Raw genomic sequence first — 16,642 nt, 5'->3', positions numbered from 1 at the left:
ATCAATAAAGCCTGGGATGAAATCGCCTTCCGGATAGTATTTCCCATTTTAATCTCACATCTAAATATAAGACTATCTGGAAATTACCGACAGATCTTTTGAAGATTTTAATTGCCCAGCAACTCCAATAATGCACTCACGGGCAAAGTATCCTTTATCACCATTTGCTGGTGCCCTGTAACGTTACCTGTATCGTCTTTAATCATGGATCCCAGCGGCATGGTAGCCGAAATTATTCCAACAAGATTACCGCGTTTGTCCAATACTGGTCCCCCGCTTGAACCCACGCCATAGTCGGCGGTAATCTCCATCCGGATGGGCGGCTTACCCAGTGGATTATAGCCGGCCGCTGTCTGCCGGGCACTGATGGTCACATTTCTTGCTACCATTCCTTTACTGAAATAATAAAAATAACCGGTAGGATGGGAAATGCAGTAAACGGCCGCCCCTACTTCCGCAGGCTTCCCTATCGGTACCGGCAGGAGTTTATTACCATTGGTATTCACCTTGAAAACGGCGAGATCATTGTTTTGGGAATAGGCGAGTATCTTTTCTATGAAATAGAGCTGTTTGTCCCAGGTAATAATAAAGTAAACGCTGTCTTTCACAGCATCCGGACTATCATTTACAATAATGCCTTTCAATACATGATAGTTGGTTACACATATCCCATCGGCGTTTAGCGCGAAAGCAGTGCCTGTTAAAGCGAACGATAACGGGTCTGTGCTGTTCACGGTCTTCTGCAGTTTCCCCACAATGAATACACTGCTTTTCCTCCTGGCATAAATTTCTTCATCGGCCAGTGCCTTGGTGGTGGCGGGAAGGAGTTTGATTTTATTTCCTGCCGGAGATGCTTCGTCGGCCAGCAGTGCTGTGCTGTCCTTCAAATCCTGTATCATGGCACTTTTACCGGGAGGCATAAATTTCAAGCCACTATAGTAGTGCTGATAGCTGGTGTACATATCGGCGGTAGATGAACTTTGCGCCCCGGCCCGCAATAATCCGGATACTATAAGGATGCCCGTTAATAAGCATGTATTTTTAGTCATGATGATTTGTTGTACAACAGTTCTAAGATACCTTCGTTGCGGATAATCATCATCCCTTGCCGGTCTTCCGTAATCCCTTCCTGCAACTGGTAAGTATAACGGGGATAAGCGCCATCCATCACCGTAGGCATGTATACAAAATGAATATTGCCGCGGTACTTCAACGCTTCGCCCACTTCAATAATATGTGTAGAAACGATGAACAGGCATTCTTCGTAACCGGAAAAACCCTCCGTTACAGCAAGTGTACCGTCGTAAGCATCTTTTACATTCGTTCCTTTAAACAGCTCATCAAACATGAGCAGCAGCCTTTTGCCGCTCGCCGCCGCTTCCGCGGCCTGTTTTACTCTTACTACCTCGGCGTAAAAATGGCTGTAGCCGAGACCGATATTATCTGCCACATTGATGGAGGTATACAATCCTTCCCTCACGGAGAATTCCATGCGCTCCGCCGCCACCGGGAAGCCCATGTGCGCCAGGTAACATCCGATACCCACCGATTTCATCAGCGTGGATTTACCTGCCATATTAGCTCCTGTGAGGAATAATACATTACTGTCTGCATCCATGAAGATCCGGTTGCCTACGGCCCCGTCGATACATGGATGGGCAAGCCCCGAAGCCGATAACACATTGGCTTCCGGCGGCAGCGCCCGGGCATAGCTGAATGCTTTTTCTGCCGCCACAGCGCTCACGGAAATGTATACATCTGTTTCATAAATAAATTGTAAAATATCTTCCATTTGCCGGTGCAGCCTTCCCTTCAACAGATGATCGTAACTGGCTAAGGTTTTTATCGGCAATGCCTGGTAGATGTCGATATTCCGAAGGATTTCAATCCGCCTATCCGATAAGATATCCTTCATTGCCTGCACACGGGAATAATAGGGATTTTCCGCCGGATACATAGCTGTTACAAAAGCATGGCACTTGTTCAGGGTAATGATAGTTGCCTGTAATCCCTGTACATTTTTTTTATACTGTTCGTCCCTTGTCAGCGTAGAAAGCCATTTTTTAATTAGTGTACCAGCCAATACCAGCGCAGCATTTTTATTCGCCTGCATATCAAGGTACTCCCGCATAAGGCTTACCTGCTGCACATCAAAGGGGAAAGAGAGCTTTGCCTGCTGGAAATACTGAAAAATACTGCTCCGCTCATTGATCGCGGTTTCACTATTCAAAGGAAAGCGGAACATGTTGTCAAGCAGCTGCTCTCCACCACGCGTTTTTACGCGGTTAAATAAATGATATACTGATCCCTGCCGGAACTTACCCAGCAGGTTCAGTTCATCAAGGGTTTGTTTGTCGATTCCAAAACTCATACGAACAGTTATTTTTTTTACCGGTGATTAATTCCCAAACGGCTCCTGGCTGATTTATACTGGCTTCACCTTTTGAGATGCTGACTCCGGCGCTCTTTTCTTCTTCCCTTTCTCCAGTATGTTCAGGATATCTTCATTACGGATGATCACCATGCCGTGCCGGTCATCTGTAATACCTTTTTCCAGTGTGTAAGTATATTCCGGTACATGGTTGTTCATTCGTGTGGGCAGGTAAAGAAAGTCGATGTTGCTTTTTTTCTTAAGCTCCTCTCCTGCTTCCACGATATGCGAGGAAATAATGAACATGCTGTTTTGTTTTGTTGCAAAGCCATTTGTAACAGCAACAGTGGCTTCATGGGCGTCTTTTACATTGGTACCGCGGAACAGTTCATCGAATAAAATAAAAAATGATTGCCCGGAGCTTAACTCTGTCGCCATTTTTTTCACCCTCAGTACCTCCGCATAAAAATGGCTGGCGCCCATGCCCAGGTTATCGGGCAGGTTCACCGTGGTATAAATACCATCCATAACGGAGAAGGTCATAGCTTTTGCAGCCACCGGGAATCCCATATGCGCCAGGTACAAAGCGGTACTCAAGGAACGGAGAAAGGTGGACTTACCAGCCATATTGGCGCCGGTCAGAAAAATCACATTCTGTGCAGCGTTCATCGTAATATCATTGCCAACCGGGTTCTTTAATGCGGGATGATATACGCCTTCCAGTTTGAGTTCGCACAATCCCTTGTCCAACGCCTTTGGGAAAATAAAATTCCTTTCTGTAGCTGTTTTGGCAACAGACATATACACATCCAGGTAGTAGATACAGCCTAGCAATTTTTCCACCTTGGGCCGGTCGCTTACCCTGAACAGGGCATCATAAGCCGTAACAGCACCATAAGACAGTTTTCCTTTGGGTTGTTCTTTGAGTGCAGGTTCAAAAACAGGATCCGCCAGCAACCGGGTAATGGCTTCACACTCCGATGCGTAAGCAGGTATATTTTTCACATCTGGCTGCTCAACAAATTTTTTCGTAAGCCGGATAAGCTCTATTACCGCTCCTACCCCGTTTTGCACCTCTTTTTCACCGAGTAAGGTTGGATCGTTTTTGCTTTTTGCATTTTTTTCCCCGCTGATAAGATACTTCTCCGCCATGTCAAATAACGAAGCATTGTAAGGGAAGGACATGCCCAGCCGCGCAAAATTTTCGATGATGCTGCTGCGCCGGTTGATAGTGTCCTTATCAGACAAAGGGCTGCGGAACATCTCTTCCAGTAAGGCCTCGCCGCCCCTGGTGTGCGAGCGGTTATAGATATCATAAATCCCGCTGCCGCTTTTCTTTCCAAATATTCCAAGGTCGTCTATGGTTTGTTCGTCGGTTCGTAACATCTGATGTGTATTTAGTAGAAGTATGCTTATTTGCGTTTCCTGCGGATCAGTAGTATGGTGCCCAGTAACAGTATCACACCCGGCAGCACCCATATGTATACAATTTTCTGTACACCGGCAATAGCCGCATTGATCTGTAAACGGGTATCTTCCGGTTGTGGACGCGGTGTATAAACAGGGTACTGGTTATAGTTTAACCAGCTATAAAGTGCCCTGCCAACAGAGTGGTCCCCCGTCTGGTTGTTACTCAAAAAATCGGCATCGCCACACACAACGATCCGTTGCTCTTTCCCATGAATGGACCTTGTTAATTGCACCATGGTGGGAAAGGAAGCTTGTTTTATATCGCCTGCCAGCGGGTTAAATGGAGGAAGCGTGGAATCCGTTACCAGGTCGCCCGCTTTCAGCCATACACGACCAGGACTGGTCATAGCCAAGGGCGCCACCTTAAAGGTGCTATCCCCGGCGTAGGAAATTCCCGCAACCCCGCGCATCTGCGTTTGTACTGAATCAGGGGTATTATGCGCCTGTAGCATCTTCCGCAAGTACAGCACCAGAGGCTCTTCAGCAAGACCGGCCGCTGTTGCTGTGAGATAGGGCATTACCCTGTCGGGGGTTTCATTATACGTTGGCTGCACCAGCTGCCCATTCATCAGTTGCACGCCGATTTGCTTCAGCAATGGGTTGAGTACATATTGTTTGCCGGGTTCACCGGTGATCAGCATATTACCACCTGCATCGATATAGTTTTTAAGTTTATCATGCACAGCAGGACTCAGGTCCATTTTGGGATCGGCCAGTATAAGTGCCGTAATCCCCTCCGGAATATGCTGCGTGGCAAGGTTGATGGTATCTACGTCAAAGCCCATATTCACCAAAGCATTGCGCGCTATTTTTAACGTGGTATGAAAAGCATATTCCCGCTCCCCTTTTTTATAAATATTGCGCTCAAGCTCGCCGCTTACAAATAATAACTTTGGTACATCTCCATATAATAAATGCTTAAGGGCCGCATTCATGTTCTGCTCATCGGACCATACAAAATTATCTTCAAAAGTGCGCAGGTATTCGGTGCGTCCCTTGTATTTTAATTGCATGATCAGGCGATAGCCCTCGGGTTTAAGATCAATCATCCTGCGCATTTCTTCCGGTGTCTTAAACATCGACAAGTCCATGTCCAGCGATTCTGCAAACTCCGTTGCAATCTGTTTCAGGCTTTTACCAGGAAGCATTTTATACAATGCGCTGTCCGTTGCTTTAGCGTCGTTATCGTAATAGTATTCATACTTAAATGAGATACCGGGCTTAAAACGTAAGTAGGCTTCCCAGAAATCGCCCAGGTAATTTACATTCCGCACGTCGGGAAGTCCACTAGATACCATGCGGTCTACCAGGTTGGTATACAGCGTAACCTCCAGCGTGGTATCACCCATTTCCTTCAGGAGCTGCTGTGTACGGGGATGTATGGTATTCATTTTGGTGGCGGAGGTATCCCAGTAACCGGTGAGTGCCGGGCGGGAAGTGACATAGCCTATTATAAGGGTTGCCGCAAAAACGCCTGCAAAGCGGCCTGCTTTTATGTACCAGGGTTTAACTTCCCTGCCATTCCTTAGTTTTATCAGTGTAAAGCCAACGAACATCGATGAAACCACTATAAAATAGATGACATCTTTAGTGGTGACCAATCCCTGCAACATTTTCCCGGTACGGTTTTGAAGAGACAGGAAATAGGTAAGGTCCCTTACAAAATCATATTTCTGCCACAGTCCACCGATCCGGCTGAGGATAAAAATGATCGTAAAACTGGCGAGCGCCGATACGATCTGGTAAGTGGAAAGACTGGACATAAATAACCCGATGGCTGAATAAGCACATACAATCATGTAAAAACCCAGGGCGGCAGAAAACAATATGCCGTAATCAGCATCTTTAATATTAAAAATTCCGGTGATCATAAAAATTCCGATGATCCCTATCAGCAGCAGGCTGTAAAGCATAATACCCAGGTATTTTCCCAGTACAATCTGCCGCAGCTGAACCGGCGAAGAATACAATAACTTAACCGTCCCGTTATTGATTTCCCGGCTCACCAACCCCATAGTGAGCAAAGGGATAAAGAGATACAGATTTCCTATCGCACGGGAGAATATGCCACCCATCAGGAAAACCTTGAGGGTTAATGATTCCGTCGCCATCGATATTCTGGGCATGGGATTGTTTTTCAGCACCATATCCTGGTAAAGTGCCAGGTCATAAACAGGACTCGTATACACGAGCGCACATTGCACCAGGAACACGATGATCAGAAACCATGCAATGGGTGAGTAAAACAGGTACCGGAATTCATTCTTTGCAATTCTAAATAATAACTTCATGGGTGCGCTTATTTATTTCCTTTTTCTCCTGATCAGCAATACAGTGCTCAGGAAGATTAATATACCAGGCAATACCCACAGGTATGCTATTCTTTGTACCGTTGCCCTGGCCGGGCTGAGCAGCAGCATATTGTCGCTGGCATACGGATAGATTGAGTAAAGCGGCATACGGCCATCACTCAGCCACCAGTAGAATGTCCTGCTCACCCAACCCGCGTATGATACCCTGTCGCTAAGAAAGTCGGCATCGCCACACACAATCATCCGTTGTTCCTTGTTATTGATTTGCCGCGTTAGCTGAATACAGGTAGCAAAAGCGTTAAACTGAATGTCGCCTTCCTGCGGACTGAATACCGGGGCAACGGAGTCCGTTACAAATTTTCCGGCTTTTGACCATACGGCTCCGGGAACCGTTGCAAACAATGGTTTTGCGGTAAAGCCGCTATCCGATGAATAAGCAATTCCCATAGCGGAAGGCATCTGTATTTTTAGCGTGTCGTCATACACGCCGTTGGACCATAAACGATTCATCAGCAAGGCGGGTTCTTCATGCGCAATACGGAGGCCTGCCGCCGTCATATAAGGCGTCACCATATCCGGCGCATTATTATAGCCGGGCTGTGCCAGCTTGCCGTTCACGTACTGAACGCCGGTCTCCTCAAGTACGGGGTTCAAAATATGTTGTTTACCGGGTTCGCCCAGTATCAGCATATTACCCCCCCTGCTTATATAGCTTTTAAGTTTGCTCAATGCAGCAGCGCCTAATTCCATTTTTGGATCGGCCAGTACCACCGTGGTCACATCAGGCGCAATGTCCTGTGTAGACAGGTTAACGGTGTCCACATCAAAGCCGGTATTCACCAATGCCCCGGAATTATCGTTGTTTATTACCTGGAGGAACAACTCCCGTTCTCCACGCTTGTAAATACTACGTTCCAGGTCTCCGCTAACAAAGGCTACTTTCGGCATTTTAACACCACGCAGCCTTTCCAGTGCTACATCGATATTTGCAGGGCTGGGCCATTCGACACTGCCATATGTCCGCAGGAAAACAGCGCGGTCTTTATATTTCAGTTGCATCACAAGGCGGTAACCTTCCGGTTTAAGATCAATGAGCTTGCGCATCTCCGCCGGAGGCTTAAAGGAGGATACATCCACTTTGAGCACTTTCGCTACTTCCCCTGCTATCTGTTCCAGGCTCTTTCCCGGAAACTGTTTGAAAACAGTGTTGGTCGCATCGGTGCTGTCAACATCGTAATAATATTCATACTTAAAATCGATGTTCCAGTTAAAACGGAGATAATTTTCCCAGCAGCGCTTCAGGTAAATATTGCGCCATTCCGGAAGGCCATGCTGCGCAGCGGCACCAAGTAAATTGGTGTACAGCGTTACTTCAAGCGGACTATCGTCGAATGATTTGATAATTTTCTGTGAGTGCGGAAGGAGTGTATTGATTTGCCCGGCGGTGGTATCCCAATACCCGGTAAAGCGGGGACGCGAACTGATGTAGCCCATCAAGAGGCCCACCACGATCACTGCCACGTATCTGCCGGCTTTTACAAGCCAGGGTTTGGCTTCACGCCCGGCCTGCAGTTTTAATAACGTAAAACTGATAAACAGGTAGATGATAATAAGATAGTAGATCACGTCTTTAGTAGTGATCAGGCCGATCACCATTTTTTCAGTACGTCCCGCAATAGAAAGGAACCAGGTAAGATCTCTTACAAAATCATACTGTTGCCATAAGCGCCCGATACTCATCAGTACAAAAAACACCGTAAAACTGGCGATGGCAGACACAATGGGATAGGTTGTCAGACTGGACATGTAAAAACCGATGGCCGTAAAAGCGCACAACAACAGGTAAAACCCAAACAGTGTCGATAATAGCGGGCCATAGTCGAGCGATTTGATATCGAAAAACCCGGAGATAATAAAAATGCTGAGGATAAGGACCAGCAGCAGGTTATAGATCATCAATGCAAGATACTTCCCAAGGATGATCCGGCTTAATTTAACCGGTGAAGAGTACAGCAGTTTAATGGTCCCGCTGTTGATCTCGCGGCTGATGATCCCCATCGTAAGAAGGGGCACAAACAAATAGATGCTCTGTAATACATTGACCAGGATACCGTCGCCATCCAGGAAAATACTCGAAGTCCCGGATTGCGTGGCACGCCAAACCCAGTTAGGATCATTGGAATACGCCAGGTGGGCCAGCTTGGCCCAGGTATAAGTGGTGCCGGTATAAAAATACGCACACATCACCAGGAAAACAATCAGCAGAAACCAGGCTATTGGTGAATAGAACAGGTTACGAAGCTCATTCTTTGCTATTTGAAATATCGTCTTCATTAGTTGCGCTTTATTGTGGAGACTGGGAGGATAGTTGTTTGAAAACATCATCGAGCAGGCCCTTGTCAAGCGCTATCTCTTTTAACTTCCACCCCTGTTCCACACTCGCCCTTATCAGCCGGTCCGAAATATCTTCATGACTGCCATCGAAATAAACCCTCGCTTGTTTGTCCGTCATAAATTCCACCTGGGTAACGCCCTGAATTTTTAACAGGTCGCTTTTCGGCGGAGGGTTGTCCATGCGTAAAAGCATAATTTTCGACTGCACATAATTATTGAACGCATCCATACTGTCTGAAAACACCATCCGGCCCGCCTCTATCATGATGATCTCTTTGCAGAGCAAATTGATTTCGGACAAGATATGCGAGGATAAAAGCACAGAATGATCGATGGCTATTTCCCTGATCAGTTTTCTGGCTTCAATCAACTGGTTGGGATCAAGCCCGTTGGTAGGTTCGTCCATCACCACAAGTTTGGGCTTGTGGATAATAGCCTGCGCAATACCAACCCGCTGACGGTAGCCACCTGACAGGTTTTTGATGAGCCGGGAGCTGAAGTGTGTGATGCCGCAACGTTCCTTGGCTTCTTCCACAGCCGGTTTGATCTTATCATTTTCCATCAGCCTGAGTTGCGCGCAGTAGGTGAGGTATTCGTCGATAGTGAGATCCGTGTACAACGGAGGATTCTGCGGTAAGAACCCGATCTCTTTCTTCGCCGCCTCCGGATGCTTTCTGAGATCAATGCCATTGATATACACGCTTCCTTCCGTTTGATTCAGCACACCGCAAATAATATTCATGGTGGTAGATTTGCCGGCGCCGTTTGAGCCCAGCAAGCCTACTATGCCTGATTGCCCCACCTCAATATTGATGTCGCGGATGGCCCAGGTACTGGAATACCGGTGAGAAAGATTTTCCGTTCTTAAAATGGAAGTCATAAATTTATTCGTTTGACAATTTGCTTGTTAAATACGTTGCGCAATAACGGCGGTTTGTACGGTACAACTAACGGGTCTGAGGACCGCCGGCAGCAGGCGTATTTAATTTATTCAATTCTTCCGCGTGGGCCTGCAGGTTGCTACTCATCATTTGCGCCGATTCCATCTGTAACTGGGCAGCAGTGGTCAGCTGTTTCTTTCCGGCCGATGTTTTGTAAAATGCTGTCAGCACTTCTATTTCTTCCGTACTGTAATATTTTGCGTACAACTTCAGCAGGTCATTTTTGCAGGCCGGATACGACGCGTATTTGATAAAAAAGGCCCGCACTTCTTCCTTCTTTCCAGCCAGTTGCGGCGAACCTGCAGCGGTTTGGTCGGCCGCCACAATAGCTGATTGCTTATAGGCTTCTTCCAGGTTCATCGCAGCAAACAGCTGCTCTATTTTCTGGTACTGTTTTGTATTATCCTGTTGTGCGTGTGCAGCAAATGTTCCGCAGATCATCATAGCGGCCAGTAAGAGTGTTCTTGATCTCATGTTTTTTATATTAATTGTTGAATAATTTCTTTTTCTTTAGGCATAGCGAATCCTGTTTCATGAAATGCTCCACGAATTCATTCACCCATCCGGATCAATGACGGCCTTATTTCAGCGCCAGTTTCATTAATTCGGACACACCTGATTTTAAAGGGAATATTGGTTTGCCGTTTGCCTGTTGCTGTATAGTATATAAACTATCAGACTTCACTTTTGTACTAGTGCGATTAAAAAATATATTGTTAAAAACGAAAAATAAAATGAAGAGGGTAACCCCGCCAATATGTTCTTTTATATATTGAACGGCTCTGCCCAGATGGTTTTTAACAGTATGCGGAGAGATCTTCAAATGATGCGCAATTTCATCCCTGGAGAGCCCGCCCACTTTGCTCAGGTGGTATACGGCCTGTTGTTGTTCAGGTAGCCGGGCATATATTTTATTTAAAACAATCCTGTTTTCTTTTTGTACCAAACGCTCTTCCACTTCGGTAGAAAATTCCTGCTGCGATGTACGTAAAGAAGCATATACCCTGGTTTTGCAGGACTCTCTTTTCAAATGTCCCATGGCCAGGTTAGTGGCCACTCTATATAGCCAGCCGCCCACATTATCCGGTGTGATTGCCACCCGTTTTTCCCACAACCGCAGGAAAGTTTCCTGTACAATATCCTCCGCTGTTTGCCGGCTCCGGGTGATATAAGTAACAATGGTGAGCAGCTTCGTGGAATAACATCGTACGATTTCATTAAATCCTGCTTCGTCTTCAAAACACATACGATCTGTTCCCGCTTCATTGGCGGGACGTAACTGATTTTCTATCGACTGGTTCATCGTTATCATGACGCTGATTTTACCGTGGGTTCTGTATAATAGCGGGGTTATTAGCAATAATGAGGGGCGAAAAAGGCATCAGGTAACGCGGTGAATTAGCGGTTAATGTGGCCTTCAGCGTAGTGCCGTTATCGGCGAACCTTTGCAGGGTTTGTGCAAAGCGGCTATCCCTGTTCAGCCTTTTCAGATCAAAGAGCCGGAGCCCTCCGTGATAAAAGAGTTCCCTCCTTCTTTCCTCTAATACCGTGGTCAGCACATCTGTACTGCTGTTCAGCGGGGCATAGGTAACCAGGCGGTTTTTTCTAAGCTCATTCACCAACGCCAGCGCTCCCGCTGCATCCTGCTGCCTGGCGAGGCATTCTGCTTTTATCAGCATTACTTCCGGTACGCCAAGGCTATAATCATAGGCTGTTCCACTAAAGGCGAGGCCGTTAATATAAAGTCCCCCATCTGCAAAATTGTTGAGCAACCTTATATCATTGCTGTCCAGTACGGCACGAAGGCTGGGACTAATATTAAGCCCGGTATGCCGGATGCTGTAGAAATCATAATCGATGCACAGCCTGGCAAGTAATATTTCCGGATTCTTCGACAGGTCGAGCAGGCTGGAAGATGGTGCATAATCCCGGGTATATTTCAGCAGCTGGCTGTTAATGGCTAATGCTGATTGTGCAGCGTTGAGTGCATCCGGATATTTAGCCATGTTCAGATAAATTCTTGCCAGTAATGCATACCCCGCTGCTTTGCCGGGATGCACCACATCCTGGCCCATACCCGGTAAACCCGGCGTGGCTACTGCAGCCGTCAGATCGCTGATAACCTGGTCGTATACCTGTTGTACGGTAGCCCTCACCGGTTGTGCACTGGCATCAGGAAACAATACCAAAGGAACAGCCAGGTCGGCGGCAGCTGTTGCCGCCTGGTAATCTGTTCCATACAAACTGGCTAATTGCAGGTAATACCATGCACGGTTAATTTGCGCCTGTGCACGGATCACATTTTTCTGTTGTTCGCTGCCTGCTGAACGGCCTATCCGTTCCAATATAATATTCATTTGCAGGATGCGGGTATACGACGCGTTGTACATAAAGTCCGCATCACCCGGTTTCCAGATCGATTGTTCCCATAAATAAGAACGCGTATAGGATGAAGCGGCATCGGCAGACAGGTGCGCATCTTCCAGCCGTACATCATCGCTCATGAAGTCGGCCAACAGGTAATTGCATATCGCCATGGAATCATTATTCAGCATCTCTTCAAAATCCCCCAGCGTAGTAGGATTGATGCTGGTAGTGCTGGGACGCACATCAAAGAATTTTTTGCAACCAGCCGACAGGAGCAGGAGTATGCAAAGCGCAGCGATCATCACTGACAGGCTACTATGCCGTAAAAATTTTCTTTTCATATTCGTTCGTTGTCGCTTGTTTAAAATTTCATATTAACACTGAACATATATTGCCGGGGAACCGGCAGCCCTATCTCCCCTGTATTTGCCACCGCCTGGGGATCCACATGCAACCTGTTGCTGGTCCATAAAGCGGCATTCAGCATTTGCAGGGATACCGTAAGATCTTTGATAAAATAACGCTGCAGTATTTCGCCGGATAACACCTGCCAGCCTATCTGCACTTCCTGCAAACGGATATTGTCTGCAGACATAATACTGTTCGATGAGTTCTGGATAATGAATTTCCGTGTACTGCCTTCATCTGCATTTCCCGACATGGCCGCGATATCTGTAAAGGCCTCGTCTCCCGGTTTCCGCCAACGGTCGCGGATCAGGAGACTGTTGTCAGCCGTTCTGGAGGGAGACGGCAGGTATTCCCGCATCACATGACCAAAATTCAGCAGCAATGTTGCTCTCAGGAAAAAACCTTTATAGTCCCATTCCTGTATAAGGCCACCTGTAAAAGGCGCGCGGGTAACGCCGCTGTACACCAGCGAGGAAGCCAGCGTAGCGCTGTCGGGACTGGCTGTCTTCTGCCCTTTGGCGTCATATATCATGGGGCTTCCCGTAGCATCCAGTCCGGCCCAGCGATAACTCCAGAGGTTCTCTGTGCTGTAACCGTTGCGATAGTCCGTTAAATAACGAGCGGATTGTGAAAAATTCACCAACGGCACTTTTTTCGCAATATTCTTATTATAGGCGCCATTGAGCGTAATCACATACTTAAAATCTTTCTGCTGCAATACTTTTATTTGCAGGTACATCTCTACTCCTTTTTTTACTATCTCACTATAACTGATTTTTGTTCCTAAGCCGGTAGAAGGATCGGTAGGAACCGGGATAAAATTATTGAGCCCCGAAGTGTTTGTCTGGTAATAGCGGAAGTCGAAAAGATAACGGTCATTGGCTAATCCCAGCGTTGTATGCGCTTCCAGGTTTCTTATTGTTGGGGGAAGCTGCCCGAAGTTGCTATTTACCGCCATCGTAAATCCGCCGCCGGATAACGGCGCATTGGTGCCTGTCATTATTTCCATGCCTTGAAAACCACTGATATTTTGCAGGGTAAAATCCGCCATTAATTTGCTGATAGCGCCGGCATGAAAATAAGATTCCCTGCCGATGTCATAAGCAACCCTGATGTTTGTTTGAGGATTCCCGTCCAACGAATAGCCATAACCCGCATATAAATGCAGGAGCCCTTCTCTCAGTCTCACCCGTGCGTTTGCGCCCACATAATTCTTTATTTCGCGGCCATTGGTGCTTTTATCTCCGCTATTATTATTGATGCGTAAGCTGTTGTAGCTGATATCAAAAGTATAACGGTCGTCCAACAGGCCTATCCCGAGTTTCTCATACACGTTGTACGAACTTTGTCCGCTTTGCTGGGGCAGGTTAAAACGGGTTACCCAAACGCCATAGTTATTCCAGTTGCTCTGACGGTTACGCTGCGCGGCAATTTGCGTGGATAAACCGGGTATGCTGATTCCGTTTACGCCGGCCGACAGGGCTACATTACTGACCCAGGAAGGAGCCTGAAAAAAATGGTTCCTGCTTAACCGCCAGGTGGCATCCGCGGAATAGTTAGTAAGGTTGGTATAGGGATGCGGATTGCCATAGTCAGGATTTAACGTTGTATTGTACTTGCCGCTCAGTATATAAGTACCGTCATAGGAATAAGAAAAGCTGCCGTTCCAGTTGAGCCCCCGTGAGATAGTAGTATCGCCTGCCTGCGGCGTTAGTAATGTATTCGGATAAACCATTCTGCCATAGGTACCTTCCCAATACCTGTCGGGCAGGCTGAATAAATTGAGGACACCTGCAGTAGGGTCGGGCGATGGCAACTGCACGGCCTCGCCCTGGCGGGTTTGTTTATTATAACCATAAATGGACGCATAGGAAGGACTGCGTGATGCATTACCAAAACCGCCGCCACCCAGTGTTACAGCAAGACGGTGCTTCCCGAAACTTTTATCAAACAGCAAGGCGGATCTCAGATTCCATTCCCTGTTTTTTAAAGATGGCTTTTGCATAATGCCCCCACGGGGCACATAAAAATCAATGCCGGTAAGAGCGCCGAAGTCGTCGAACACAGGGCTGCCGTATTCATTTACCAACTGCCTCGCCCCGCTGGAAGCTGCGTCCTGCAGGTCCTCTGTTCTGCCATTCAGCAGATCATATTGCAGTGAAGTGGACCACCGGAGAGAGGGCAGGATATCCCAGTCGGTAGTCAGCCTCGACTGCACCTGGAGATTTTTGCTGATCTGGCTGTTTATCCGTGCATCCTCCAGCATATTGGCGCCATGATCTTCATACCCGTATTTCTTAAGGGCGGTATTGGCATCCGGGTTAAAGGAAGAATAATCGTATACATACTTCCCGGTTTCCGGATCAACAAGCAGCTGGTAAGGTTGCAGGTTGCGGAAGTCGGCGTTGGCCCCGGCCCTGGCTGTAGTTTGAGCAACATTCACATACCATTGCGCGCGCAGTTTATTCTTAAATAATAAGAAGTCGTTGTTCATATTCAGGCTGAACGTCCGGCCATAATTGTCCAGGGCGCTGCTACGGTCGGTGTTGTAAATACCGGCAGCCCTGAAGCGCCAGGCATTGCTGCCTCCTGAAAGGGTAAGCATCTGGTTTTGGTTAAAGGAATTTTGTTGCAGCAGCTTTAACTGGCTTTCATTGGATAGCCTGGCCAGCGAATCCAGTTGGGTGTTATAGTCATGCTCAGACAGTGTGCCCAGCTGCCAGCCATAAAATATACGCTCAGCAGGATTGAGGCTAAAAGCTACACGTGGATCATTTTTATTTGCCAGCACCATAAACCCCGAATCTGATGCAGACCTTAAATAGTCGATCATATCGGCGGAAGAAGCCAGGCGTAGTTTACTGCGGTTAAACCGGGGCGCCGCTGCATAACCGAAGTTGGAACTATAACTGAGCTGCAGTTTTCCCTTCACGGCGCGCTTGCTGGTGATCATAATGATGCCACCGGTGGCGGCAGGTCCCCATTTGGTCAGTTCTTCGGGGTCTTTGATCACCTTCACCGATTCTATATTGGTCATCGGGTAATTGGCAGGAAACCCATCCTGCGGAAAACCATCAATGATGACCAGCATACCCGACGTGTTCCCACTAAATCCACTTACACCTCTTAATTGGGGAACCAGGCCATTACTACCAACGGAAGTGCTGTAATTAAAACGAATGCCATCCACACCTTTCATAGAATTGATCCACGAATCAAAGGTTGGATAACCGGTCGACGAATAGATGCTCTGATATTGATTATAGTGTGCCCGTAAAGCTTCAATAGTGGGTGTGTAAGTACCTGTTATGGGTACTCCCCGCCCGGTAAAGTCGATGGACTGCAATGTTTGCTGACTCTGGGAAGAATTTTGCAAAGTGAGGCCGGGGATACTGCCCTGTAACAACTGCCCGAGGTTCAGGTGCGTCCGGTGGGTCATGTCGATGGTATCCGTAAAAGGTGTCCTTTTCCGGCTCATGTCAATGTCGTCAATCACCACGGCATTCATTTCTATGGGCGCCACTTTCATCGTTATTTTCAGGCTCACTTCACCATTGTACCGAACTTCCACATTCCTGTGCCCGATGGCGCTGAATATAAGCTTGTCGCCTTTTTGTCCATATATTTGAAAGGTGCCGTCGGCATTGGTAACGGAAAATGTTTTCTGGTGCGACCCGCCGGATATGCTGGTAACAGTTACACCTTGCTTAGGAATGCTAATGGAATCAACCACCAGTCCTCCAATCAGGATATCTTCGTCCGGCGACGCTGCCGGCGATGCCTCCCTGCCCTCTTCTGATCCTACAGATTTTCTTTTAATGCCAATGTTATTACCGGAAATAATGTAAGATAATGGTTGGTTTTTCAGGCAAATTTCAAGAACATCACGGATCCCGGCATTGCTTACCTGGATGCTTACAGGAGCTGTTTTATCCAGCACACCTTTCTCGTAAAAGAAGATATAATCCCCTTGTTTTTTGATAAGATTGAATATCTTTTTTAAGGGCGCATTCTTTTCATTCAGCGTAATCTGTTGCGCCGCTGCTATAGTACTTGCGAATACGCCCGCAAATAACAATACTGATACCGTAATCGTCTTTAGCAGAAAAATCTTCGTCAGCTTTTTGTGATGTTTAAAAAATACAGGGACCTGTAATGAATAAAAATTCATAGTTTTGAACTGTTTTGGGTTCATAATTAAATTACTTTTTCAAACGCCTTGTTGGAAAAAGGGTTGCCCAAAGCCTTGCCGGATGCGCCGCGAACGCTTCCGGCTTTTTTTTTGCAAGCCTTTTGGTTGATATTAGTTATTCACATGACTAAAAAAATACTTCCGGATTATCCGTGTTGCCGGCGAAGGGAACGGCCACGGGATATAT

Annotated in this window: 10 protein-coding genes; all 10 read right to left on the bottom strand. The window is 47.0% G+C overall.

Annotation, left to right across the window (positions count from 1 at the left end):
* Nucleotides 1-107: 107 nt before the first annotated feature.
* Nucleotides 108-1,049 carry a S1 family peptidase gene (locus QFZ48_RS23170; RefSeq protein ID WP_429049214.1) on the bottom strand — a complete coding sequence of 314 codons (942 nt, stop codon included), beginning with the start codon at nt 1,047-1,049 and terminating at the stop codon, nt 108-110.
* Nucleotides 1,046-2,371, bottom strand: coding sequence for a MutS-related protein (locus tag QFZ48_RS23165; RefSeq protein ID WP_429063839.1), 1,326 nt, complete (start codon nt 2,369-2,371; stop codon nt 1,046-1,048). Before QFZ48_RS23165 ends, QFZ48_RS23170 begins: the two co-directional genes overlap by 4 nt.
* A gap of 54 nt (nt 2,372-2,425) precedes the next feature.
* Nucleotides 2,426-3,757, bottom strand: coding sequence for a MutS-related protein (locus QFZ48_RS23160; protein WP_429063838.1), 1,332 nt, complete (start codon nt 3,755-3,757; stop codon nt 2,426-2,428).
* A gap of 26 nt (nt 3,758-3,783) precedes the next feature.
* Nucleotides 3,784-6,132, bottom strand: a complete 2,349-nt coding sequence (locus QFZ48_RS23155; protein WP_429063836.1) for a Gldg family protein — start codon at nt 6,130-6,132, stop codon at nt 3,784-3,786.
* A 12-nt stretch (nt 6,133-6,144) separates the two neighbouring features.
* On the bottom strand, nt 6,145-8,487 hold the full coding sequence (locus tag QFZ48_RS23150; RefSeq protein ID WP_429063835.1) for a Gldg family protein: 2,343 nt from the start codon (nt 8,485-8,487) through the stop codon (nt 6,145-6,147).
* A 10-nt stretch (nt 8,488-8,497) separates the two neighbouring features.
* Nucleotides 8,498-9,427: an ABC transporter ATP-binding protein gene (locus QFZ48_RS23145; RefSeq protein ID WP_429049227.1), complete on the bottom strand. Its 930-nt coding sequence runs from the start codon at nt 9,425-9,427 to the stop codon at nt 8,498-8,500.
* Nucleotides 9,428-9,494: 67 nt separating this feature from the next.
* On the bottom strand, nt 9,495-9,962 hold the full coding sequence (locus QFZ48_RS23140; protein ID WP_429049229.1) for a DUF2059 domain-containing protein: 468 nt from the start codon (nt 9,960-9,962) through the stop codon (nt 9,495-9,497).
* Between the two features lie 106 nt (nt 9,963-10,068).
* Nucleotides 10,069-10,800 (bottom strand): RNA polymerase sigma factor, encoded by a 732-nt coding sequence (locus QFZ48_RS23135; protein ID WP_429049232.1) that lies wholly within the window; start codon nt 10,798-10,800, stop codon nt 10,069-10,071.
* 10 nt (nt 10,801-10,810) lie between these two features.
* Nucleotides 10,811-12,196 carry a RagB/SusD family nutrient uptake outer membrane protein gene (locus QFZ48_RS23130; RefSeq protein ID WP_429063833.1) on the bottom strand — a complete coding sequence of 462 codons (1,386 nt, stop codon included), beginning with the start codon at nt 12,194-12,196 and terminating at the stop codon, nt 10,811-10,813.
* A 20-nt stretch (nt 12,197-12,216) separates the two neighbouring features.
* On the bottom strand, nt 12,217-16,434 hold the full coding sequence (locus tag QFZ48_RS23125; protein WP_429063831.1) for a TonB-dependent receptor plug domain-containing protein: 4,218 nt from the start codon (nt 16,432-16,434) through the stop codon (nt 12,217-12,219).
* Between the last annotated feature and the right edge of the window lie 208 nt (nt 16,435-16,642).

Origin of the sequence: Chitinophaga sp. W2I13, assembly GCF_050434005.1 — a bacterium.
GTDB lineage: Bacteria > Bacteroidota > Bacteroidia > Chitinophagales > Chitinophagaceae > Chitinophaga.
This window is presented reverse-complemented; position numbering and strand designations above follow the sequence as displayed.

Excerpts from the sequence above, each read along its gene's own strand:
- QFZ48_RS23170 (WP_429049214.1), bottom strand. The coding sequence starts at position 1,049 with ATGACTAAAAATACATGCTTATTAACGGGCATCCTTATAGTATCCGGA.
- QFZ48_RS23165 (WP_429063839.1), bottom strand. The coding sequence starts at position 2,371 with ATGAGTTTTGGAATCGACAAACAAACCCTTGATGAACTGAACCTGCTG.
- QFZ48_RS23160 (WP_429063838.1), bottom strand. The coding sequence starts at position 3,757 with ATGTTACGAACCGACGAACAAACCATAGACGACCTTGGAATATTTGGA.
- QFZ48_RS23155 (WP_429063836.1), bottom strand. The coding sequence starts at position 6,132 with ATGAAGTTATTATTTAGAATTGCAAAGAATGAATTCCGGTACCTGTTT.
- QFZ48_RS23150 (WP_429063835.1), bottom strand. The coding sequence starts at position 8,487 with ATGAAGACGATATTTCAAATAGCAAAGAATGAGCTTCGTAACCTGTTC.
- QFZ48_RS23145 (WP_429049227.1), bottom strand. The coding sequence starts at position 9,427 with ATGACTTCCATTTTAAGAACGGAAAATCTTTCTCACCGGTATTCCAGT.
- QFZ48_RS23140 (WP_429049229.1), bottom strand. The coding sequence starts at position 9,962 with ATGAGATCAAGAACACTCTTACTGGCCGCTATGATGATCTGCGGAACA.
- QFZ48_RS23135 (WP_429049232.1), bottom strand. The coding sequence starts at position 10,800 with ATGATAACGATGAACCAGTCGATAGAAAATCAGTTACGTCCCGCCAAT.
- QFZ48_RS23130 (WP_429063833.1), bottom strand. The coding sequence starts at position 12,196 with ATGAAAAGAAAATTTTTACGGCATAGTAGCCTGTCAGTGATGATCGCT.
- QFZ48_RS23125 (WP_429063831.1), bottom strand. The coding sequence starts at position 16,434 with ATGAATTTTTATTCATTACAGGTCCCTGTATTTTTTAAACATCACAAA.